18 protein-coding genes are annotated in these 17,022 nt (G+C 70.8%); 8 read left to right on the top strand and 10 right to left on the bottom strand.

The window, feature by feature from the left end:
• Window positions 1-18 precede the first annotated feature (18 nt).
• The gene (locus STRCI_RS05670; RefSeq protein ID WP_269657733.1) at window positions 19-1,257 is read right to left on the bottom strand and encodes a MurT ligase domain-containing protein; all 1,239 of its coding nucleotides are present in this window, start codon (window positions 1,255-1,257) and stop codon (window positions 19-21) included.
• An 83-nt stretch (window positions 1,258-1,340) separates the two neighbouring features.
• Between STRCI_RS05670 and def the strand changes: the two genes are divergently transcribed.
• On the top strand, window positions 1,341-1,886 hold the full coding sequence (def, locus tag STRCI_RS05665; RefSeq protein WP_269657732.1) for a peptide deformylase: 546 nt from the start codon (window positions 1,341-1,343) through the stop codon (window positions 1,884-1,886).
• Between the two features lie 54 nt (window positions 1,887-1,940).
• Here def and STRCI_RS05660 read toward each other — a convergent pair whose 3' ends face one another.
• On the bottom strand, window positions 1,941-2,585 hold the full coding sequence (locus tag STRCI_RS05660; RefSeq protein WP_269657731.1) for a TetR/AcrR family transcriptional regulator: 645 nt from the start codon (window positions 2,583-2,585) through the stop codon (window positions 1,941-1,943).
• A gap of 172 nt (window positions 2,586-2,757) precedes the next feature.
• Between STRCI_RS05660 and STRCI_RS05655 the strand changes: the two genes are divergently transcribed.
• Window positions 2,758-3,987, top strand: a complete 1,230-nt coding sequence (locus tag STRCI_RS05655; protein WP_269657730.1) for an acyl-CoA dehydrogenase family protein — start codon at window positions 2,758-2,760, stop codon at window positions 3,985-3,987.
• On the opposite strand, the gene STRCI_RS05650 is transcribed toward STRCI_RS05655, so the two are convergent.
• From STRCI_RS05650 to STRCI_RS05615, 8 genes are all read right to left on the bottom strand, one after another.
• Window positions 3,984-4,505: a cupin domain-containing protein gene (locus STRCI_RS05650; RefSeq protein WP_269657729.1), complete on the bottom strand. Its 522-nt coding sequence runs from the start codon at window positions 4,503-4,505 to the stop codon at window positions 3,984-3,986. The genes STRCI_RS05655 and STRCI_RS05650 overlap by 4 nt on opposite strands.
• A 7-nt stretch (window positions 4,506-4,512) precedes the next feature.
• Window positions 4,513-5,727, bottom strand: coding sequence for a cytochrome P450 (locus STRCI_RS05645; RefSeq protein ID WP_269657728.1), 1,215 nt, complete (start codon window positions 5,725-5,727; stop codon window positions 4,513-4,515).
• On the bottom strand, window positions 5,724-6,812 hold the full coding sequence (locus tag STRCI_RS05640) for a type III polyketide synthase (RefSeq protein WP_418953452.1): 1,089 nt from the start codon (window positions 6,810-6,812) through the stop codon (window positions 5,724-5,726). The genes STRCI_RS05645 and STRCI_RS05640 overlap by 4 nt, the downstream gene beginning before the upstream one ends.
• A gap of 147 nt (window positions 6,813-6,959) precedes the next feature.
• A complete protein-coding gene (locus tag STRCI_RS05635) occupies window positions 6,960-7,193 on the bottom strand; it encodes a DUF6213 family protein (protein WP_250074178.1) in 234 nt (77 codons plus the stop codon).
• A 25-nt stretch (window positions 7,194-7,218) separates the two neighbouring features.
• Window positions 7,219-8,613 (bottom strand): NADP-dependent succinic semialdehyde dehydrogenase, encoded by a 1,395-nt coding sequence (locus STRCI_RS05630; RefSeq protein ID WP_269657726.1) that lies wholly within the window; start codon window positions 8,611-8,613, stop codon window positions 7,219-7,221.
• 68 nt (window positions 8,614-8,681) lie between these two features.
• Complete coding sequence (locus tag STRCI_RS05625; RefSeq protein ID WP_269657725.1) at window positions 8,682-9,143, bottom strand: NUDIX hydrolase; 462 nt, start codon at window positions 9,141-9,143, stop codon at window positions 8,682-8,684.
• On the bottom strand, window positions 9,140-10,678 hold the full coding sequence (locus STRCI_RS05620) for an ATP-dependent DNA ligase (RefSeq protein ID WP_269657724.1): 1,539 nt from the start codon (window positions 10,676-10,678) through the stop codon (window positions 9,140-9,142). The genes STRCI_RS05625 and STRCI_RS05620 overlap by 4 nt, the downstream gene beginning before the upstream one ends.
• 95 nt (window positions 10,679-10,773) lie before the next feature.
• A complete protein-coding gene (locus STRCI_RS05615) occupies window positions 10,774-11,691 on the bottom strand; it encodes an NAD(P)/FAD-dependent oxidoreductase (RefSeq protein WP_269657723.1) in 918 nt (305 codons plus the stop codon).
• Window positions 11,692-11,755: 64 nt separating this feature from the next.
• Here STRCI_RS05615 and STRCI_RS05610 point away from each other — a divergent pair, with 64 nt between their 5' ends.
• From STRCI_RS05610 to STRCI_RS05585, 6 genes are all read left to right on the top strand, one after another.
• Entirely contained in the window at window positions 11,756-12,340 is a 585-nt protein-coding gene (locus STRCI_RS05610; protein ID WP_269657722.1) for an XRE family transcriptional regulator, read from the top strand.
• A gap of 67 nt (window positions 12,341-12,407) precedes the next feature.
• Window positions 12,408-13,382 carry an NADPH:quinone oxidoreductase family protein gene (locus STRCI_RS05605; protein ID WP_269657721.1) on the top strand — a complete coding sequence of 325 codons (975 nt, stop codon included), beginning with the start codon at window positions 12,408-12,410 and terminating at the stop codon, window positions 13,380-13,382.
• Window positions 13,379-14,560 (top strand): acyl-CoA dehydrogenase family protein, encoded by a 1,182-nt coding sequence (locus tag STRCI_RS05600; RefSeq protein WP_269657720.1) that lies wholly within the window; start codon window positions 13,379-13,381, stop codon window positions 14,558-14,560. Before STRCI_RS05605 ends, STRCI_RS05600 begins: the two co-directional genes overlap by 4 nt.
• Window positions 14,557-15,639 carry an acyl-CoA dehydrogenase family protein gene (locus tag STRCI_RS05595; protein WP_269657719.1) on the top strand — a complete coding sequence of 361 codons (1,083 nt, stop codon included), beginning with the start codon at window positions 14,557-14,559 and terminating at the stop codon, window positions 15,637-15,639. The genes STRCI_RS05600 and STRCI_RS05595 overlap by 4 nt, the downstream gene beginning before the upstream one ends.
• A gap of 196 nt (window positions 15,640-15,835) precedes the next feature.
• Window positions 15,836-16,699, top strand: coding sequence for a phosphatidylinositol-specific phospholipase C/glycerophosphodiester phosphodiesterase family protein (locus STRCI_RS05590; RefSeq protein ID WP_269657718.1), 864 nt, complete (start codon window positions 15,836-15,838; stop codon window positions 16,697-16,699).
• Window positions 16,700-16,822: 123 nt separating this feature from the next.
• Window positions 16,823-17,017, top strand: a complete 195-nt coding sequence (locus STRCI_RS05585; RefSeq protein ID WP_015662095.1) for a hypothetical protein — start codon at window positions 16,823-16,825, stop codon at window positions 17,015-17,017.
• The last annotated feature ends 5 nt before the right edge of the window (window positions 17,018-17,022 follow it).

Here is a 17,022-nt window from a genome sequence, read left to right as displayed (position 1 = left end):
ACTGTCCTTACGGATACGTCAGTTGCCGACGCGGCGGCGCAGGTCCTGGAACGCGGTGTAGTTGGCGATGACCTCGATCCGGCCGGGCGGGCACAGCTGCACCGCCTGGTCGAGGTTCTCGCAGACCTGGAACTGCTGGTTCGCGACCTCCAGACGCACCGCGAGGTCCAGCTTGCGGTCGCCGATCACGCAGATCGGGTGCCCGGTCAGACGCGTGTAGTCGACGTCCCACAGCCAGGAGGTGTCGGTGCCGTCGGCGCCGCGCGCGTTCACCGAGAGGATCACCGGGGTGGGCGGCGGGTCGATCAGGGAGAACGTCTCGAGCCAGCCCGCCGGGTTCTTCGCGAGCAGCAGCCGGAGGTCGCGCTCCTGGAACTGGACGACGTCGTAGCGGCCGGCCACGGCCTGCACCTGGTACATGCGCTCCAGGGCCACCTGCGGAGGCACCCCGAACACGGCGGCGACGGCGGCCGAGGAGGCGGCGTTGGCCTTGTTGGCGCGGCCCGGCAGCTGGAGGTGGATGGGCCAGGCGGAGCCGTGCGGGTCGAGGACGTGGTCACCCGAGAGCGCCCAGCTCGGCGTCGGACGCCTGAAGCCGCAGTCGCCGCAGAACCAGTCGTCGCCGGGACGCTGCATCACACCGCCGCAGGACGGGCAGGACCAGGCGTCGTCCTTCCACATCTGCCCGGCGGCGACCCAGATCACATTGGCGGAGGAGGACGCGGCCCACACCACCAGCGGGTCGTCGGCGTTGGCCACGATCACGGCCTTCGACCCGGCGAGGCCCTCGCGCCAGTTCTCCGCGAGCATGCGGGTCTCCGCGGCGCGGTCGAGCTGGTCGCGGGAGAGGTTCAGCAGGGCGATGCACTTGGGGTCGGTGTCCCGGGCGACGCCCGCCAGGTACTTCTCATCGACCTCGATGACGCCGTAGCGCGCCTCGGAGCCGCCGGCCAGCGCGGAGGTGATGCCCGCGGGCATGTTGGCGCCGAGCGCGTTGGAGACGACCGGCCCCGCGGCGCGCAGCGCCTCCGCGATCAGCCGGGTGGTCGTGGTCTTGCCGTTGGTCGCCGACACCAGGACGACGTCCAGGTTCTGCGCCAGCCGTGCGAGGAGGTCGGGGTCGAGCTTCAGCGCCACCCGGCCGCCGATCACCGATCCGCTGCCGCGCCCCGCCGCGCGCGATGCCGCCGCGACCGCCTTGCCCGCGGTCACGGCGATCTTGGCCCGCGGAGTGAGCGGGTCCGAGTTGCCTGCCATCAGTCCTCGATCCTCCCAACGTCGTAGGTGGTCAGCCTATCGAGATCCATTCTCACTCCCGAATCGGCCGTAACCTTGCCGCCATGCGACAAGGCTCCATCCCGGGCGCCCACGGGCGTGTCCGGCCTCTCATCCTGCTCGGTGACCCGGTGCTGCACGCCCCCGCCAAGGACGTCACGGACTTCGGCCCCGAACTGGCGACGCTCGTCGAGGACATGTTCGCGACGATGTACGCGGCGCAGGGCGTGGGCCTCGCGGCGAGCCAAGTCGGCGAGCCGCTGCGGGTGTTCGTCTACGACTGCCCCGACGACGAGGACGTCCGGCACCTGGGCCATGTGGTGAACCCGCGCTTGGTGACGGCCGACGGAGTGGTGATCCGCGGCCCCGAGGGCTGCCTGTCCCTGCCGGGCCTGGAGGCCGGGACGGAACGTTTCGACCACGCGGTGGTCGAGGGTTTCACGGTGACCGGGGAGCCGGTGACGGTACATGGGACGGGTTTCTTCGCGAGGTGCTTGCAGCATGAGTGCGACCACGTGGAGGGGATGGTGTATGCGGACCGGGTGGAGGGTTGGCGGCACAAGAGGTTGATGCGCCAGGTGAGCAGAGCGTCTTGGCACAGGGCCAGGTGACTTTCCTAGGGGCGCGGGGAGCTGCGCGATCAGCCCCCACCGGCCCGCAGCGACTCAGAAACCTGGACCGCCCATCTTGTCCCCTGCCGCCGCAAGCCGACCCCACAACAGATCAGCCAGACTCCGAACCAACTCCGCCCGGGTGCAGGGCCGTTCACCCAGCCACCAGTCACCCGCCGCATGCATCATCCCGACGATCCCATGCCCCCACACCCGAGCCAGCTGCTGACTCCCGGGCCCGAGGTCCAGCCGATCCTCGATGACCTGCGCCAACTCCTCACCCATCCGCCGCAGCAGAGGAGCCGAGTGCTTACCGACGTCGAACCCCTGATCCCCGGTCTGTCCACCGTCCGCGGGGTGCATGAGGAACCGGTACACCTGAGGCCGGGCCTCAATAGCGGCGAGGTAGCAGTCCAACGTGGCCTCGACCCGCTCACGCCGCTCCGCCGGAGCATCCAGCGCCGCCCGCAGCGAATCCAGCAACGCGTCCGTGTGCCGCTTCGCCAAGGCCGCGTAAAGTCCACCCTTGTCGCCGAAGTGCCGGTACAGGATCGGCTTGGTGATACCGGCCTCCGCCGCGATGGCGTTCATCGACGCCTGCGGGCCGTCGCGCAGCACCACTCTGTCCGCGGCCTCCAGCAGCTCACGCCGACGGCGATCCGCCGACCGCTGCTGCTCGGTCCGCTGTGTGGTGTCCATGTGCTCTCCCCACCCGTGCTGTTTCGGTGCCGCCTGCGCAAACTAACACTCAATACGGCGCTGACATCGAACGGGCTGCCGACCGGTCATCAGGAGTTGACTTTTCCTACCCGCCGGTAACAGACTTCGGTTACCGCAAGTAACACGCACGTGCGCCGCCGCTGGAGGAGTCATGGCCGAGTTCACCATGGAGCTCAACGACGAACAGAAGGAGGTCCGGGACTGGCTGCACGGTTTCGCCGCCGACGTCATCCGCCCCGCGGCCGCCGAATGGGACGAGCGTGAGGAGACTCCCTGGCCGGTCATCCAGGAGGCCGCGAAGGTCGGCATCTACTCCCTCGACTTCTACGCCCAGCAGTACTTCGACCCCACCGGCCTCGGCATTCCGATGGCCATGGAGGAACTGTTCTGGGGCGACGCGGGCATCGCGCTGTCCATCGTCGGCACCGGCCTCGCCGCCGTGGGCGTCCTCGCCAACGGCACCGAGGAGCAGATCGGCACCTGGATCCCCCAGATGTACGGCGACACCAACGATGTCAAGGTCGCCGCGTTCTGCTCCTCCGAGCCCGACGCCGGTTCCGACGTCGCTTCCATGCGCACCCGGGCCGTGTACGACGAGGCCAAGGACGAGTGGGTCCTCAACGGCACGAAGACCTGGGCGACCAACGGCGGCATCGCCAACGTCCATGTCGTCGTCGCTGTCGTCGACGCCGAGCTGGGCTCCAAGGGGCACGCCTCCTTCATCGTCCCGCCGAACACGCCGGGCCTGTCCCAGGGCCAGAAGTTCAAGAAGCACGGCATCCGCGCCTCGCACACCGCCGAGGTCGTCCTGGAGAACGTCCGGGTGCCCGGCTCCTGCCTCCTCGGCGGCAAGGAGAAGCTGGACGAGCGCCTGGCGCGGGCCCGCGAGCGGGCCAAGGCCGGCGGCGGCGAGCGGGTGAAGAACGCGGCGATGGCCACGTTCGAGGCGTCGCGTCCGGCGGTGGGCGCCATGGCCGTGGGCACCGCCCGTGCCGCGTACGAGGTGGCTCTGGAGTACGCGACGACGCGTGAGCAGTTCGGCCGCCCGATCATCGACAACCAGGGTGTCGCCTTCCAGCTCGCCGACATGCGTACGTCGATCGACGCGGCGCGGCTGCTGGTGTGGCGCGCGTCGTGGATGGCGGTCAACGGGAAGCCGTTCACGGCGGCCGAGGGCTCGATGTCCAAGCTGTTCGCCAGCGAGACGGCGAAGAAGGTCACGGGTCAGGCGATCCAGATCCTCGGTGGCAACGGCTACACGCGGGAATATCCGGTGGAGCGGATGCACCGGGACGCGGCGATCTACACCATCTTCGAGGGCACGAGTGAGATCCAGCGGCTCGTGATCGCCCGGACGCTCTCGGGCATGCCGATCCGCTAACGATGTTTGAGTGGCGTCAGTTGCTCGATGTCATAACGGCTTCGCAGCTCCTCGATCGCCGCGAGATCCGGCGGCCCCCCGCCGCCCAGGATCTCCAGCAACTCCTCGAAGTACCGCTCGTGATCCGGAGGCGGGCTCGCCTGGAAGAACATCTTCGCGGGCTCGTCCGTCGGGTTGGCGAAGGCGTGGGGGCAGCCGGGGGGTACGGCGATGACCGTGCCCGGGGTGGCCCGTACCACCCGGTTGCCGGAACCGGACTGCCAGCGCTGCCAGTTGTCGGGGGTGCGCACCCTCGGCTCGAAGGCGAGGACGTCCAGCTCGCCTTCGAGTACGTAGAACAGCTCCTCGCTGCGGGTGTGCACATGGGCGCCCACGTCGAAGCCCGGGGGCACGATCACCTCGAACGTGGACGCCATGCGCGAGTGGGAGCCGGTGACCTTGAAGGTCACATGCTGGGCCGGGGTCTGCACGACCCGGCCGTGCCCCGGGGGCACCAGCAGCCCCTCCGTCGCCGTCATTGGCCGCTCACCACGTCACGGGCAGAGCCTCGGGCCCACGGATCAACGCGCCCTTCTTGAACGGCACCTTCTCCGGCGGCACCGCGAGCCGCAGTCCCGGCAGCCGGTCCAGCAGCGCGTCCACCAGGAGCTGCGACTCCATCCGCGCCAGCATCCCGCCGGGGCAGTAGTGCGGACCGAAGCCGAAGGAGACATGCGGGTTCGGCGAGCGCGCGAAGTCGATCGTCTCCGGGAACGGGAAGACGTCCGGGTCACGGTTGGCGGCCAGGTACGAGACGTAGATCGCGTCCCCGGCCCGGATCCGTACCCCCCGGATGCCCACGTCCTCGGTGGCGATCCGGGACAGGCCCACCGCGTTGCGGTGCGGGATGTAGCGCAGCAGCTCGTCGATGGCCTGCGGGCGGATCTCCGGCTCGGCGCGCAGCCGTTCGGCCAGATCGGGCCGGGTCAGCAGGATGTAGAACATCTGCCCGCTGTTGTTGGTGACCGCCTCGCCGCCGATCTGGAGGAGCACCGCGAGCCCCACGGCCTCCTCCGTCGTCACCTCGCCCCGGCCCACGGCGGCGCCGAGCAGGGAGGTGACGTCCTCGGCGGAGCTGTTCTCCCGGTCCCTGATGAGCGCGGCGAAGTACGCGCCCATCTCGTTCCTGGCCTTCTCGCTGACGTCGGCGCCGTGCGCGGACGAGAGGATCAGCTGGGTCCAGGTGTGCATGATGTGGCGGTCCGCCGCCGGTACGCCCATCAGCTCGCAGATCACCGCGATGGGGAACGGGGAGAGAACCGTCGCGCTGAGATCGGCGGGCGGCTCGTCCTGGAGGAGTTCGTCGACCAGGTCGTCCAGCATGCGGCGGGACATCTCCCGGATGCGCTCCACGCCCTTCGCGGTGAAGGCGGCGGCCACCGAGCGGCGCAGCCGGGTGTGGTCCGGCGGGTCGAGGAAGCCGACCGCGCCACGGGCCGGGATGAAGTGCGGGGCGAGCCGGGTGACCGGCCGGTCCATGACCGCCTCGCGGCTGAACCGGGGGTCGTTGGTCACCATGCGTACGTCGTCGTACCGGGTGACCAGCCAGGCCCAGCCCTCACCGTTGGGCAGCTGGATCCGGGTGATGGGGCCCTCCCGCATCAGCTCGGTCAGCACCGGGTCGAAGTCGACCCCGGACAGATCGAGCGCCGGCCAGTGCCGGATCGGGGGGAGGATCTCGGTGAGCGTCTCTTCGGTCATGCCGCCTCTTCGTCCATGCGCTGCCAGCGGCCGAGACTCATCTCGGCGGTGATACCGGGTCCGAACCCGGCGAGCAGCCCGCGCGCCCGGTGCCGGGCACCGCCCTCGTCGAACAGCCGGCGCAGCGCGTCCAGGACGACGGCGCTGGCGATGTTGCCGTACTCGGTGAGCGTGGCCCGGCTGAAGCGGAAGGCGTGCGGGTCGACCTGGAGGAACTTGCTGAGGTCGTCGAGTATTCGGGGCCCGCCCGCGTGGACGATGTAGAAGTCCAGGTCGGCCGCGTCCCAGCCGTGCAGCCCCGCGAGGTCCTGGAGCGCCGGGGCGAGCGGCTCCATGGTGGCGGGCACCCGCTTGTCCAGCAGGAAGTGGAAACCGGTGGCCCGGACGTCGTACATGATCCACTCTTCGGTCTTGGGGATCAGGTACGAGCCGTTGCGCTCCAGCTTGATGCCCTCGCCGCCCCGGCCGCGCACCACGGCGGCGGCGATCCCGTCGCCGAACAGTCCGTTGGAGAGCAGGGAGCCGATGCCGAGGTCGGTGGGCTGGTAGCACAGCGAGCAGAACTCGCAGGCCACGATGAGCGCGTTGCCCTCCGGGTAGGCCATGCAGAAGTCGTGCGCCCGGTTGATCGCCGCGCCGCCCGCCGCGCAGCCCAGCTGGGCTATGGGTATCTGGCGGGTGGTGGCGTCGAAGTCCATCTCGTTGATCAGCCAGGCCGTGAGCGAGGGCATCATGAAGCCCGTGCACGAGACGTAGATGATCACGTCGATGTCGCTGGTGAGCAGCTCCGCGTCGTCGAGCGCCCGCTGGACCACGGAGGGGACCCGGGCCTTGGCCTCGGCCACGTAGATCTTGTTGCGGTCCTCGAAGCCGGGGTGCTTCAGCGTCTCCTCGATGGGCTGCACGATGTGCCGGGTGCGTACACCCGTGTTCTCGATCAGCCGGAGCGCCAGCGGCAGTTGAGGGTGGTCGGAGTGCCGGGAGCGCGCCAGCTCCAGCGTCTCCTCCATCGTGATCACATGCTCTGGAACGGACACCGAGGGTCTGCACAAAGTCGCCATGAGCCGTGCCTGCTTTCGCCTCAGAGGGTGGTCCAGTCCACTCTCACCCGAGGCCGCGACGACTTCGCGCGGGACTACTCCGAACGCGGGATTGCCGTACGTACCCAAGGGGCGCGGGGAACTGCGCGACCCGCCACAACGAACCGGCACACGGCGACGTACGAACAACCCCTACGGCGCGCTGCCACTGCTATGAGCAATGCACGCAACATCAATACGATCCGCCAGCTTCGCCAGCTCGATCGTCAACGCGGCCACGGTGTCCTCGTCGAGATCCTCCCCGGCCTCCACAAGATGCAGCCACCGCCCACCCACGGTCCGCAACAGCTTGCTCACATCGGCGGCAGCCACCTGCAACGTCCCGCGGTCATCGACGATCAGAGGCAGAGTCACTTCGCGGTTCACAAACCGGATCGTAGCCGCGCAGCGCTTACGCACCGTGCCAAACAGTAGTGATGTTGCAGAACTCCCGGATTCCGTGCCCGGACAGCTCACGCCCGTAGCCCGACCGCTTGGCCCCGCCGAACGGGAACGCCGGATGGGAGGCGGTCATCCCGTTCACGTACACGCTGCCCGCCTCCAGATCCCGTACGAACCGGTCGACCTCCGTCTCGTCCCGCGTCCACACGTTGGAACTGAGCCCGAACGGCGAGTCGTTGGCGATCAGGACGGCCTCGTCGAGGTCGCCCGCGCGGTACAGCGTGGCGACCGGACCGAAGGCCTCCTCGCGATGGATGCGCATCTCACGGGTGATGTCGGCGAGGACCGTCGGCGGGTAGTACCAGCCGGGCAGCTCGGGCCGGCGCAGCCGGTGGCCGCCGCACAGCGCCGTCGCCCCGCTGCGCGTGGCGTCGTCGACGAGTTCCTCCACATCGGTCCGCCCCTGCTCGGTCGCGAGCGGCCCGACCTCGGTCTCCTCCGCCATCGGGTCGCCGACCTTCAGCGCCTTCATGCCGGCCACGAACCGCTCGGCGAAGGCGTCGTAGACATCGGTGTGCACGATGAACCGCTTGGCCGCGATGCACGACTGGCCGTTGTTCTGCACCCGCGCGGTCACCGCGATCTGCGCGGCCCGGTCGAGGTCGGCGGAGGGCATGACGACGTACGGGTCGCTGCCGCCGAGCTCCAGCACGGTCTTCTTGACCATGTCCCCGGCGACGGAGGCGACCGCGCGGCCGGCGGGCTCACTGCCGGTGAGGGTGGCCGCCTTGACGCGCTCGTCGCGCAGGATCTCCTCCACCGCGCCGGCGCCGATCAGCAGCGTCTGGAAGGCGCCCTCCGGGTAGCCCGCCCGGTGGAAGAGGTCCTCCAGATACAGCGCGGTCTGCGGCACGTTGGAGGCGTGCTTGAGCAGGCCGACGTTGCCCGCCATCAGCGCGGGCGCGGCGAACCGTACGACCTGCCAGAGCGGGAAGTTCCACGGCATCACCGCGAGCACCGGGCCGAGTGGCCGGTAGCGGACCCGGACCCGGGAGGCGCCGGAGTCCCGGACATCGGCGTCGGCGGGCTCCTCGTCGGCCAGGAGCTGCTCGGCGTGCCCGGCGTACCAGCGCATCGCCTTGGCGCACTTGGCGGCCTCGGCGCGGGCCTGCCGGATCGGCTTGCCCATCTCGATTGTCATCACCCGCGCGATGTCCTGCTGGTCCTCGTCCAGGAGGTCCGCGGCCCGGTTCAGCAGCCGGGCGCGCTCGGCGAACGCGGTCGTCCGGTACGTGCGGAACGTGGCCTCGGCGAGCTGGAGGCGGCGCTCGGTCTCCTCGGCGCCCATCGCCTCGTACGTCTTCAGTGTCTCGCCGTTCGCCGGGTTCACCGTTGCGATGGGCATGACTGACCTCCCGGGGAGCTGATGTGCTTCGACCTTCCCGCGCGTCGCCGGTGCCCGCAACGCGGCGTTCAGCCCGAGTGCTCCAGGAGGCGGTCGAGAAACGCGCCCTGGGCCTTGACGATCACCTCGCGCGCGCCGTCCAGGCCGAACCAGGCCACCCGGTCCAGCTCGGGGAACTCCTCCGTCAGCCCCGACTTCGGCGGCCACTCCATCCGGAAGGTCCCCGGGGTGACGCTGCCCGGATCGAGGTCGGCCTCGATGGCCCACACGGTGACGAGCTTGCCGCCCGACTGGCGGACCTCGCCGAGCGGTACGGCGTCACCGTCGGGCGGCGGCAGTCCCAGCTCCTCCTGGAACTCGCGCCGGGCAGCGTCCCAGGCGGTCTCCGACTCCGGTTCGTACTCGCCCTTCGGCACCGTCCACGCCCCCGCCCCGCGCCGGGCGAAGAAGGGGCCGCCCATATGGCCGAGCAGTACCTGGAGGCCCTCGCCGGTGCGGCGGTACAGCAGCAGGCCCGCGCTGTGCTTCACGGCTTCACCTCGGGGTGGGCGGCGAGCAGCGTCTCCACCGTGTCGGCCTCCTCGGAGCGCTTGTCCTCCCGGTAGCGGACCACGCGGGCGAAGCGCAGGGTGACTCCGGCCGGGTAGCGGGTGGACCGCTGGAGGCCGTCGTAGGCGATCTCGACGACGAGTTCGGGGCGTACGGTCACCACGTACTCGCTCTCCTTCACCGCCAGCTCCCTCAGGCGCTTCGTCTGCCAGGTCAGCATCGCGTCGGTCATGCCCTTGAAGGTCTTGCCGAGCATCGCGAAGGAGCCGTCGGCGGTGCGGGCGCCGAGGTGGAGGTTGGAGAGCTTGCCGGTGCGCCGGCCATGGCCCCATTCGGCGGCCAGGACCACCAGGTCGAGGGTGTGCACCGGCTTGACCTTCAGCCAGGAGGCGCCGCGCCGGCCCGCGCTGTAGGCGGCGTCCAGCGCCTTGACGACCACGCCCTCGTGCCCGCGCTCCAGGGTCCGGGCCAGGAAGTCCTCGGCCTGGCCGGCGTCCTGGGGCCCGGACACCAGGAGGCGCCGGACCCGCATCGGCTCCGGGACCAGGCGGGCCAGTTCCGCGTGGCGCTCGGCGAAGGGCAGGTCGAGGAGGTCGCGGTCGTCGACGGAGAGCGCGTCGAAGAAGACGGGGGAGACGGGCACGGCGCGCGCCGCCGTCGCCACATCCACCCGCTTGCCGACCCTCCCGGCGGTCTCCTGGAAGGAGCGGGGCCGCCCCTCCTCGTCGAACGCGATGACCTCGCCGTCCAGGATGAACCGCTCGCCTCTCAATTCCATGGCTGCCGAGGTGAGTTCGGGCAGCCGGTCGGTGATGTCGTCGAGGGTGCGGGTGTAGATCCGTACCGTGTCGCCGTCCCGGTGGAGCTGGACGCGGATGCCGTCCAGCTTCTCCTCGACCGCGCAGGCGCCGAGCTTGTCGACCGCCTCGGACACCGAGGAGGCGCTGTGCGCCAGCATTGGCAGGACCGGTCGCCCCACGGTGAGCCGGAACCTCTCCAGCGCGCCGGGGCCGTCGGCGAGCAGGGCCTCGGCGACGGTCTGGAGCGAGCCGGCCAGCATCACCGCCCGCCGTACGTGCGCCGCCGGGGCACCGGTCGCCTGGGCCAGCCCCTCCACGGCTACGGCGTCCAGGGCGCCTTGGCGGACCTCACCGGTGATCAGCCCGAACAGGAACCGCTGCTCGTCTTTTGTCGCCGAGCCCATCAACTCGCCTACCAGGCGGGCCCGTTCGGCTTGGGATCCGGCGCCCGACACCTTCGCCAGCGCGGAGAGCAGTGCGTCGACCTCGCCCACGGTAAGGGTGGCTTCGGCGGCCGGAGCGACGGGCTGACTGAGCACCTTCCACCCGACCCCGAGCCTGCCCTGCGGCAACCGCCCCGCCAGATACGGGATGACGATCGGCACGTCCGAGGCCGAGGAGTCCCGGAACAACTCCGCCAGCAGGGCAACCTTCCGGGAACGCGCAGAGGTAGCGGCGACCTCCTGGGACACCTGGGCGAGCCGGGTCAACAGCATGCAATCCATGGTGCCCCGGAACCCACGGTTCGGCAGCTCCCCAAGGGGCGCGGGGAACTGCGCGACCAGCCACGACGGCGCCGTACCCGAACCCTCTACGCGTCAAGGTCAGCCATCAACAACTCCCCGTTGATCGTGGCCCCGGCCCGATACCCACCGGCCGCCGCATTCACCACCTGCTCAGCGAACCCCATCGCATTCCCCGCCGCCCACACCCCAGCCACACTCGTCAGCCCCGTCGGCTCAACCACCGGATACGCACCGAACGGCGTCTCCGTCAGCTCCGCCCCCAGCCGCTGAAGCAGAGCCGTCTGCGGCACAGCCCGAGGCGCCACGAACAACGCCTCGCGCGCATGCTCCGAGCCGTCCGCAAGCCGCACACCGACCAGCCGGTCGTCCTCCACCAGCACCTCAGCTACGGCCCCCGGCACCACCTTCACCCCCGCCACTCCCAGCCTGCGCACATCGTCGGCGGACAGCTCGCTCTCGTCGACCTCGTGCAGGAACAGGGTCACGTCCTTGGACCACTGGGACACCATCAGCGCCTGGTGCACGCTCAGCGGGCTCGTCGCGAGGACGCCGAACGCCTGGTCACGGACCTCCCAGCCATGGCAGTACGGACAGTGCAGCGCGTCCCGCCCGAACCGCTCGGCGAGTCCGGGCACGTCCGGCAGCTCGTCCCTCAGGCCGGTGGCGATCACCAGGCGCCGGGCCCGCGCACTCCGCCCGCTCTCCAGGACCACGGTGAAGTCGGAGTCCTTCGTGACGTCCACCGCCCGGTCCCGGACCAGGTCGACGCCGTAGCGGGCGATCTCCTCGCGCCCGATCGCCAGGAACTCGGCCGGTGACATCCCGTCCCGGGACAGATAGCCCTGCATATGGGCGGAGGGGGCGTTGCGGGGTTCGCCCGCGTCGACCACCAGGGTCCGGCGCCGGGCGCGGCCCAGCACCAGGGCCGCGGAGAGGCCCGCCGCGCCGCCGCCGATCACGATCACTTCATAGGTCTCGGTCATGTCGCCACGGTCGCTCCACAGGCGCGGGATTGACAAACATCTTTGCCGATTCTGCAATATGTCCATGAGTACCGAAGACGTTCTCGCCGAGGTGGGCGCCCGGCTGCGGCGGCTCCGCAAGGAGCGCGAGGTGACCCTGGCGGCGCTGTCCGAGACGACCGGCATCTCCGTCAGCACGCTGTCGCGTCTGGAGTCCGGACTGCGCAAACCGAGCCTGGAGCTGCTGCTGCCGATCGCACAGGCGCACCAGGTGCCGCTGGACGAGCTGGTCGGGGCGCCGCCGGTGGGCGACCCGCGGGTGCGGGCCGAACCCCTGGTGCGCCACGGCCGTACCTTCTGGCCGCTCACCCGGCAGCCCGGCGGCCTCCAGGCCTTCAAGGTGCTGGTGCCGCAGAGCCAGGAGCAGCCCGATCCGCGCACCCATGAGGGCTACGAGTGGCTGTATGTGCTGTCCGGGCGGCTGCGGGTGGTCCTGGGCGAGCACGACGTGGTGATGACGGCCGGGGAGGCGGCCGAGTTCGACACCCGGGTGCCGCACTGGTTCGGCTCGACGGGGGAGGGTCCCGCGGAGTTCCTGAGCCTGTTCGGGCCGCAGGGGGAGCGGATGCACGTGCGAGCGAAGCCGACCCGGACGCGTGACCTTCCCTGATCGGCAAGCGACCGCTTAGTATGCGAACCGACCCCGGTCAGACGACGCAGTCCCGTGGAGGCACCGCATGCAGGCTTGGCAAGTGCACGAGAATGGCGAGCCGAGTGAGGTGATGCGGCTCGCGGACGTCGAGCGGCCCACGCCCGGTGACGGCCAGGTCCTGCTGAAGGTGCGCGCCGCGAACATCAACTTCCCGGACGTGCTGATGTGCCGGGGCCACTACCAGGTCCGCCCGCCGCTGCCGTTCACCCCGGGCGTGGAGATCTGCGGCGAGACCGAGGACGGCCGCCGCGTCCTCGCCAACCCTGCCCTGCCCTACGGCGGTTTCGCGGAGTACGCCGTCGCGGACGCCGCCGCCCTGCTGCCCGCGCCGGACTCACTGGACGACGCCGAGGCCGCCGCGCTGCACATCGGCTACCAGACGGGCTGGTTCGGACTGCACCGCCGGGCCGGGCTCGAAGCGGGGGAGACGCTGCTCGTCCACGCTGCCGCCGGAGGGGTCGGCAGCGCGGCCGTGCAGCTCGGCAAGGCCGCCGGCGCCACCGTCATCGGTGTCGTCGGCGGCGCCGAGAAGGCCGCCGTCGCCCGGGAGCTGGGCTGCGACGTGGTGATCGACCGGCGGGCCGAGGACGTCGTGGCCGCCGTGAAGGAGGCCACCGGCGGCCGGGGCGCCGATGTGATCTACGACCCCGTCGGCGGTGAGGCGTACACGCAGTCCACCAAGGTCGTCGCCTTCGAGGGCCGGATCGTCGTCGTCGGGTTCGCCAGCGGCACGATTCCCAGCCCGGGGCTCAACCACGCGCTGGTGAAGAACTACTCGATCCTCGGCCTGCACTGGGGTCTGTACAACACCAAGAACCCCAAGCTGGTCCAGCACTGCCACGAGCAGCTCACCGAGCTGGCCGCCCGGGGCGCGATCAAGCCGCTGATCAGCGAGCGCGTCCCGCTCGCCGAGGCCGCGGCGGCCGTGCAGCGCGTCGGCGACGGCGTCACCACCGGCCGGATCGCCGTCGTGGCCGAGGGAACGGAGGGAGCGGCATGACCGACGCCGCCGAACTGCGCCGCCGCACCCAGGAGTTCCTGGCCGCGCACCCGACCGCCAGCACCGACCGCCTGGACTTCCTCCGGGCCCGCTTCGACGCCGGACTCGCCTGGGTGCACTACCCCGAGGGCCTCGGCGGCCTCGGCGCGCCGCGCTCCCTCCAGGTCGTCGTGGACGCCGAGCTGGAGGCCGCGGGCGCCCCCGACAACGACCCGCGACGGATCGGCATCGGCCTCGGCATGGCCGCCCCGACGATCCTCGCCTTCGGCACGGAGGAGCAGAAGCGGACGTTCCTGCGTCCGCTGTGGACCGGTGAGGAGGTCTGGTGCCAGCTCTTCAGCGAGCCCGGCGCCGGGTCCGACCTGGCCGCGCTCGGCACCCGGGCCGTCCGTGAGGGCGACGACTGGGTCGTCAACGGGCAGAAGGTGTGGACGTCCAGCGCCCATCTCGCCCGCTGGGCGATCCTCATCGCGCGCACCGACCCGGACGTGCCCAAGCACGCCGGCATCACCTACTTCCTCTGCGACATGACCGACCCGGGCGTCGAGGTGCGGCCGCTGCGCCAGATCACCGGCGAGGCCGAGTTCAACGAGGTGTTCCTCACCGACGTCCGGATCCCGGACTCCCGCCGCCTCGGCGCGGTCGGCGACGGCTGGAAGGTCGCGCAGACCACGCTGAACAACGAACGCGTCGCCATCGGCGGGATGCGGCTGCCCCGCGAGGGCGGCATGATCGGCCCGGTCGCCAAGACCTGGCGCGAGCGCCCCGACCTGCGTACGCACGAACTGCACCAGCGGCTGCTGAAGTTGTGGGTCGAGGCGGAGGTCGCCCGGCTCACCGGCGAACGGCTGCGTCAGCAGCTCGTCGCGGGCCAGCCCGGCCCCGAGGGCGCCGGGATGAAGCTCGGCTTCGCGCGCCTCAACCAGGAGATCAGCGGCCTTGAGGTCGAACTCCTCGGTGAGGAGGGCCTGTTGTACGAGGACTGGACCATGCGCCGGCCCGAACTCGTGGACTTCACCGGACGCGACGCCGGATATCGCTACTTGCGCTCCAAGGGCAACAGCATCGAGGGCGGGACGAGTGAGGTCCTGCTGAACATCGTCGCCGAGCGGGTCCTCGGCCTGCCCGCCGAGCCGCGCACCGACAAGGACGTCGCATGGAAGGACCTGGCCCGATGAGCGCACAGCCCGATCTGCTGTACTCGGAGGAGGAAGAGGCGCTGCGCGCTGCCGTCCGCGACCTGCTCGCCGACCACTGCGACGCGCCCGGCGTCATCGCCCGCACCGAGTCGGACACCCCGCACGACCGCGAGGCGTGGAAGGCGCTCACCGACGGCATGGGCCTCGCGGGCCTCCTGGTCCCGGAGGAGCACGGCGGCCAGGGCGCCACGCACCGCGAAGCCGCCGTGGTGCTGGAGGAATTGGGCCGCGCGGTCGCGCCCGTCCCCTACCTCACCAGCGCCGTGGTCGCCACCGAGGCACTGCTGGCCTGTGACGCCCACGACCTCCTCGCCGACCTCGCGTCCGGCCGCAGCATCGGCGCCCTCGCGGTCGCCCTGAGCATCGCTCCGGGCGCCGCCTACCAGGTCGTACGGCATGAGGACGGCGCCCTGCACGGGGAGCTGACGGCGATCGCGGACGCGGCTGTCGCCGACGTCCTGCTCGTGCCCGCGGACGACGGCGGCCTGTACGCCGTGGACGCCGAGGCCGTCACGGTCACCCCGCAGGTGTCCCTGGACCTGACCCGGCCCGTGGCGACGGTGACCCTGGACGGAGCGGCCGGACGCCTGCTCGGCGACGCCGAACCGGCCGTACGGCGGGCTCTGCGCGCCGGTGCCGGACTGCTGGCCTCCGAGCAGCTCGGCCTCGCCGAATGGACGTTGACGGAGACCGTGCGCTACCTGAAGGAGCGCAAGCAGTTCAACCGGCCCGTCGGCGGCTTCCAGGCGCTCAAGCACCGGCTCGCCCAGCTGTGGCTGGAGGTCGTCAACCTCCGCGCCGCCGCCCGCAACGCGGCGGACGCCCTCGCACGTGGCGAGGACGCGGACCTGGCGGTCGCCGTGGCCCAGTCCTACGCGGCGCCCGTCGCCGTGCACACCGCCGAGGAGGCGCTGCAGCTGCACGCCGGAATCGGCATGACCTGGGAGCACCCGGTGCACCTGTACCTGAAGCGCGCCAAGGCGGATTCCCTCGCCTACGGCACCGCGGGTGCCCACCGCGCGGCCCTGGCTGAACTGGTCGACCTCCAGGCCCCCTGACGTAGCCGGGAGTTCACCCGGAAAAGCCCGCCCCGCCTGGGGCGGGCTTTTCCGTGCGGCCGCGCGGACGCAGTGAACGGGTGGCGGCAGTCCGGCCAACTCCTGGCATGTACCGGTTCGTTGAGCGCCTGACCGCCTCATACTCCCTGTGGTTCGGATCGACGTGGTTCGGATCGGCCCCACAGGGAGGCAGAACATGGCGCTCATCACTCGTCGCAGAGCCGTCACCACGGTCGGCGCCGCACTCGCGGGCGTGCTCGCCCCGCCCGTCGGCAGCGCGTTCGCCACCGAGAACAAGCACCGTCCCCGCCCGCTCCGGCGCGCCCACGCCCACAACGACTATGAGCACCCGCGCCCCCTCCTCGACGCGCTCGACCACCGCTTCGGCAGCCTGGAGGCCGACATCTTCCTGGTCGGCGACCAACTCCTGGTCGCCCACGACCCGGAGGACCTCGACCCGGCGCGCACCCTGGAGTCTCTCTACCTCGACCCGCTCGCCGCCCGCGTCAGGGCCAACCACGGCTCCGTCTACCGCGGTTACCGCAAGCCCCTGCAACTGCTCATCGACATCAAGACCGAGGGCTCCTCGACGTATCTCGAACTCGACCGCCATCTCAAGCGCTACAAGCACCTGTTCACGACCTACGCCCACGGCCGCGTCCACCCCGGCCCGGTCACCGCCGTGATCTCCGGTGACCGCGCGGCCCGGGTGCCGATGGAGGCGCAGCGGCTGCGCCGCGCCTTCTACGACGGCCGGCTCGCCGACCTCGGCAGCGCGGCCCCCGCCTCCTTCATCCCGCTGATCAGCGACAACTGGACCAACCACTTCACCTGGCGGGGTGCCGGCGCCTTCCCCGACGCCGAGCGGCAGAAGCTGAACACGATCATGCGGGCGGCCCACTCCCGAGGCCAGCGCGTGCGGTTCTGGGCCACCCCCGATCTCCCGGGCCCGGAGCGCGAGGCGCTGTGGACCGAACTCGTGGCCGCCGACGTCAACCACCTCAACACCGACGACCTCGCGGGCCTCGAAGCCTTCCTGGAGGCCAACGATCGGGGCTGAGAACCCGCGTGACACCACACGTTCGGCGGACAGGTCAGCCGCCCGGACGAACCCTCCGCTACGCCACACTTACGGCCGAACGCCGTGAACCGGACGTGTGCGGCGTGGCGGAGGAGGTTGACGATGGCCGTGTCCATCTCTGTGGTGCTGCTGCTTCTGATCCTGGCGGTGATCTTCCTGCGCAACGGCGGCCTGAAGGTCTCCCACGCGCTGGTGTGCGCGCTGCTCGGCTTCTACATGGCGAGCACGAGCATCGCGCCCACCATCCACAGCGGCCTCACCGCCACTGCCGACATCGTCAGCAGCCTGAGACCGTGAGACCG

The organism is Streptomyces cinnabarinus (assembly GCF_027270315.1).
Classification (GTDB): Bacteria; Actinomycetota; Actinomycetes; order Streptomycetales; family Streptomycetaceae; genus Streptomyces; species Streptomyces cinnabarinus.
This window is presented reverse-complemented; position numbering and strand designations above follow the sequence as displayed.

What these genes read in the sequence shown, in the direction of transcription:
- STRCI_RS05590 (WP_269657718.1), top strand. Translation starts at nt 15,836, where the DNA reads ATGGCGCTCATCACTCGTCGCAGAGCCGTCACCACGGTCGGCGCCGCA.
- def (WP_269657732.1), top strand. Translation starts at nt 1,341, where the DNA reads ATGCGACAAGGCTCCATCCCGGGCGCCCACGGGCGTGTCCGGCCTCTC.
- STRCI_RS05610 (WP_269657722.1), top strand. Translation starts at nt 11,756, where the DNA reads ATGAGTACCGAAGACGTTCTCGCCGAGGTGGGCGCCCGGCTGCGGCGG.
- STRCI_RS05585 (WP_015662095.1), top strand. Translation starts at nt 16,823, where the DNA reads ATGGCCGTGTCCATCTCTGTGGTGCTGCTGCTTCTGATCCTGGCGGTG.
- STRCI_RS05605 (WP_269657721.1), top strand. Translation starts at nt 12,408, where the DNA reads ATGCAGGCTTGGCAAGTGCACGAGAATGGCGAGCCGAGTGAGGTGATG.
- STRCI_RS05660 (WP_269657731.1), bottom strand. Translation starts at nt 2,585, where the DNA reads ATGGACACCACACAGCGGACCGAGCAGCAGCGGTCGGCGGATCGCCGT.
- STRCI_RS05650 (WP_269657729.1), bottom strand. Translation starts at nt 4,505, where the DNA reads ATGACGGCGACGGAGGGGCTGCTGGTGCCCCCGGGGCACGGCCGGGTC.
- STRCI_RS05600 (WP_269657720.1), top strand. Translation starts at nt 13,379, where the DNA reads ATGACCGACGCCGCCGAACTGCGCCGCCGCACCCAGGAGTTCCTGGCC.
- STRCI_RS05630 (WP_269657726.1), bottom strand. Translation starts at nt 8,613, where the DNA reads ATGCCCATCGCAACGGTGAACCCGGCGAACGGCGAGACACTGAAGACG.
- STRCI_RS05615 (WP_269657723.1), bottom strand. Translation starts at nt 11,691, where the DNA reads ATGACCGAGACCTATGAAGTGATCGTGATCGGCGGCGGCGCGGCGGGC.
- STRCI_RS05645 (WP_269657728.1), bottom strand. Translation starts at nt 5,727, where the DNA reads ATGACCGAAGAGACGCTCACCGAGATCCTCCCCCCGATCCGGCACTGG.
- STRCI_RS05655 (WP_269657730.1), top strand. Translation starts at nt 2,758, where the DNA reads ATGGCCGAGTTCACCATGGAGCTCAACGACGAACAGAAGGAGGTCCGG.
- STRCI_RS05595 (WP_269657719.1), top strand. Translation starts at nt 14,557, where the DNA reads ATGAGCGCACAGCCCGATCTGCTGTACTCGGAGGAGGAAGAGGCGCTG.
- STRCI_RS05620 (WP_269657724.1), bottom strand. Translation starts at nt 10,678, where the DNA reads ATGCTGTTGACCCGGCTCGCCCAGGTGTCCCAGGAGGTCGCCGCTACC.
- STRCI_RS05670 (WP_269657733.1), bottom strand. Translation starts at nt 1,257, where the DNA reads ATGGCAGGCAACTCGGACCCGCTCACTCCGCGGGCCAAGATCGCCGTG.